This is a genomic window from Grimontia marina (assembly GCF_900060185.1).
Classification (GTDB): Bacteria; Pseudomonadota; Gammaproteobacteria; order Enterobacterales; family Vibrionaceae; genus Enterovibrio; species Enterovibrio marinus.
Genome location: NZ_FIZY01000117.1, coordinates 1 through 3649, shown reverse-complemented (window position 1 = coordinate 3649; position 3649 = coordinate 1). Strand labels below are relative to the sequence as shown.

At 44.3% G+C, this 3649-nt stretch carries 2 protein-coding genes; both read left to right on the top strand.

Going from position 1 to position 3649, the window contains the following annotated elements; genetic code table 11:
* Nucleotides 1-1631: calcium-binding protein (locus GMA8713_RS25205; protein ID WP_198159586.1), on the top strand; the 1631-nt coding region annotated here is incomplete at its 5' end.
* A gap of 446 nt (nucleotides 1632-2077) precedes the next feature.
* Nucleotides 2078-3400 (top strand): hypothetical protein, encoded by a 1323-nt coding sequence (locus GMA8713_RS25195; protein ID WP_062715361.1) that lies wholly within the window; start codon nucleotides 2078-2080, stop codon nucleotides 3398-3400.
* The last annotated feature ends 249 nt before the right edge of the window (nucleotides 3401-3649 follow it).

Genomic DNA, 3649 nt, shown 5'->3' with positions numbered 1-3649 from the left:
ATGCTCTGTACGGCGGTAACCATAACGATGTCCTGATTGGCGGCCACGGAAATGACCACCTCGATGGCGGCGAGCATGACGACAAACTCTACGGCCAGTGGGGCAATGACCGTCTCGAAGGCGGCAACGGTAACGATGGCCTGTGGGGTGAAGACGGCGACGATACCCTAGTCGGCGGTCACGGTGACGACCACCTCAACGGCGGTAACGGCAACGACTCGCTGTATGGCCAGTGGGGTCACGATGACATGCACGGCCTGGCCGGTGACGACAAACTCTATGGCTGGACCGGCAATGATACCCTCCGCGGCGGTGACGGTAATGACCACCTCTACGGCGAGCAGGATAACGACTCCCTCTTTGGTGACAATGGCCATGACCGACTTTACGGCGGTACGGGTAACGACTACCTTCACGGCGGCAATGACAACGACGCGCTATATGGTGAAGACGGGAATGACACCCTGGTTGGCGGCCACGGTAATGACGCCTTGTACGGCAATAGTGGCGACGATGTCCTTCATGGTGAATGGGGCAATGACTATATCGAAGGCAATGGCGGTAACGACTGGATCTCCGGTGGAGATAATGATGACCGACTATACGGCTTAGGACAGAATGACCGCATTTGGGGTGGAAACGGCAACGATCACATCGAAGGCGGAAATGATGGGGACTGGTTATACGGTGAAGCAGGCAATGACACTGTCCTTGGAGGCACCGGTAATGATTACATTGAAGGTGGTGATGGTAATGACTACCTGACAGGTGATGGTCACGACGACGTTATCCATGGTGGCGCGGGCGATGACACCATACTTGGTGGTAACGAAAAAGACCAACTTCACGGTGGTGACGGTGCCGACAGAATATGGGGCGGCGCAGATAATGATCTTCTCCACGGCAACTCAGGTAATGACCACTTATGGGGCGAGGATGGTAAAGACACCCTCTATGGCGATGGGGGCAACGATCGCCTTTATGGCGGCAATAACGATGACGTCCTTTACGGTGAGGGGCAAAACGATCTTCTGTACGGGGGCTACGGCAATGATTACATCGACGGTGGTAATGACGGCGATGCACTTTATGGTGAGCACGGAAATGACACCATCATCGGCGGAACAGGTAATGATTACATGGATGGTGGTGATGGACACGACACCTTAAAAGGTGGTGGACATGATGACAGGCTCTTAGGTGGTGCCGGTAACGACCACCTCTACGGTGAAAATGAAAAAGACCGTTTATATGGTGGAGATGGAAATGATTTCCTCAGCGGTGGGGCTGACAACGATTATCTTTGGGGTGACAGTGGTGCCGATACACTGTGCGGTGATAACGGCCAGGACTTCCTCAATGGCGGTTACGGAAACGACAGGCTTTATGGCGGTAACAACAAAGATATCTTCTATTTTGAGCGTTGGGCTGGCTCCGATGTCGTCGCTGACTTCAACAAATGGCAAGACAAGATCCAGATTGATGATTCTCTGGCAACGAACTATAACCAACTTTCCTACTGGGCAGACGGTAACAATACTGTTATCTCGGTTAACAATGGTTCCGCCTATATTACGCTAGAGAATTACTCAACCTCTAATATGAGTTCAGACATGTTCCATTTCGTCTAATGAGGTAATTGCAACAGCAACCCAAACGGGCAGTGAAAACTGCCCGTTTTTGTTAAGACAATAAGCGCTGAGATTCTGATTTCTGCTATCTATCTTGATGTTCCACATTATCGTTCTGAAAATAGCCGCAACATCAAAATTATTCACATCATGTATCAGAACTAAGCCAACGAGACTGATGGGCATTTAGTAGCATCAAATTAGACAAGGGAATTCTAATAAAAGCTCATTGGTTAGCAAGAAAGTCTCACCAGAATCATGGAAGTTGGCGGTCATGAAAAATCTATTTTTAGTTCTACTCTCTGTTTTACTGGTTGTTAGTTGCGGTGGCGGTGGTGGCTCTGATTCGGGAGGAGGTTCCTCCACTGGTATATCCCCAAAACAGACGCAGTATACTATCGAACTTGATAGCTCTTTTCCTTCAACATCATTCGAAGTCCCTCTTAATGTTTCAATTCCAAGCAATACCGAATTTGTTTACGCATATCTTCTTAGTGATAAAGAGAAAAACTCTGGTAGACGAATACGGCTCTCCAATAGCTTGCGATTTAAACATCGGTAAAACCCAAGCTACGTGCACTTTTGAAATCCCTCGATTCTCTTATTTAACTGAAAGCGAGCGTTCTCAGTTGATAAGTGTCCCCATTAGAATATGTGGTGATTTATTTTGCTACAACAAAAGCGACCAAATAAATATAAATTTACAATATAGAGAAGAAAACCCAGAAACGCTCATAGAGACTAGCGAAATACTATTATCTAATAGAGTTCTATTCAGAGATCCTTTGGCTTTTAGCACTTACCACAATTCGTTTATTAGCTATACGGAATACCTTTATGACCAGGCCATTGCAATAACATCTGTAGATGGCAGAGGTCGTATAATAATACCTCTGTATAAAAGATTTGATCTTACATGGGGGCCTATTCATGTTGATGAGGAAACTGGTACGATTTTTATTACTTATACTTCAGGTGATAGTAGTAGCCTAATTAAAATTGTGCCAGACCTTGACACCCCGAAGAATTCTACTCGAACTTCATATGATCTTTCAACATTAGACATTAGCAGTACGGCTATAATTGATGATTCATTTTTCGCTTCTGGAGGATTAAACGGCATCCATTTATCAGAAACTGATATTGATGATGGAACAAGGATAAAAGTAAATACTACCACTTTGGGTGAATCTCTAAATATAACTGATAATAGTAAAAAGCTGTATGCTGTTTTGGTAGATGGCAATGGAAGCTCCACACAGAAAATCGTCAGATACAATAATAACATCCGTGATTCTTACGCAAAATCCATCAGCTATTCATTAGAGCAACCAGGCTATATTTACTATGAAACTCCATGCAATGAGATACTTTCTGAGGGTGATTATATTTTTGATAGTTGTGGAAATCGATTCCTATCGTCCGATAATGCGGCGACTGATCTTACCATCCGAGGAAATATCCCAAAGCCACCATGGTATTCTGATGACCTCGAACACTATGAATTGAGGAAATTAGTAGGTGTAAAAAAATTAGAATCAAGCGGTTATTTGTATGCAGAACGGAGCTCTTTTTCTTGCTATCCGGAATGTAGTAACTACGTAACTATAGCCAACGAACAACATTCTAAATTTAAAGAGTATTGGGTTCCAAATAAGATAAGTAGATTGGTTGGTGCTTACCAAGACAATAATGGTAATATATGGATCTCTGGAAGAACAAAAAATAATACATTTATAGCGATAAAGGTTCAAAGTCCAACATTATAGGTAAAGGCCACAAATTATGGGGGCTATCTCATTCGTTCAATAAAGTGAGAGAAACAGACCGAAAAGTCGGCGAAATGATCAATGAAAAGCAGCTGCCGTTGGTTGAACTTGGAGCTTACATAGTCGGCCCTGAAAAAGCCGTTTTTGCCATTAAGAAATCAAGCAAAAAATAGGGAAGCTGAAATACCAGCTTCCCTATTTTTTAGACAACTGCGCCTGCTTAGTCGCAATAGCATCCTTGTTCATTGT